Origin of the sequence: Tritonibacter sp. SIMBA_163 (genome assembly GCF_046535935.1) — a bacterium.
Lineage (GTDB): Bacteria > Pseudomonadota > Alphaproteobacteria > Rhodobacterales > Rhodobacteraceae > Epibacterium > Epibacterium scottomollicae.
Map to the genome: position 1 here is coordinate 1 of NZ_JAWJBP010001523.1, position 230 is coordinate 230.

Here is a 230-nt window from a genome sequence, read left to right on the forward strand (position 1 = left end):
GTAATAGGTAAGCAGGGTAAGCCCATGAGCTTTCACGAAGTTCGTTTCCCGCAGACGCTCTCCTTCGGCTCTGGTGGCGGGCCGAAGCGGCGCACGGATGTGGTAACGCTGGCCAATGGCCACGAGGCACGTAACACCCCCTGGGCGCATGCGCGGCGGCGTGATGATGCGGGGCTGGGCTTGCGCAGCCTTGGGGACATTGCCGCGCTGAGTGCGTGTTTGGAGGCCCG

The 230-nt window shown here is 64.8% G+C and carries 1 protein-coding gene; it reads left to right on the top strand.

What is annotated here, in order from left to right; translation table 11 throughout:
* Nucleotides 1-24: 24 nt before the first annotated feature.
* On the top strand, nucleotides 25-230 hold a 206-nt coding region (locus R0J92_RS27370), incomplete at its 3' end, for a DUF2460 domain-containing protein (RefSeq protein WP_411053995.1).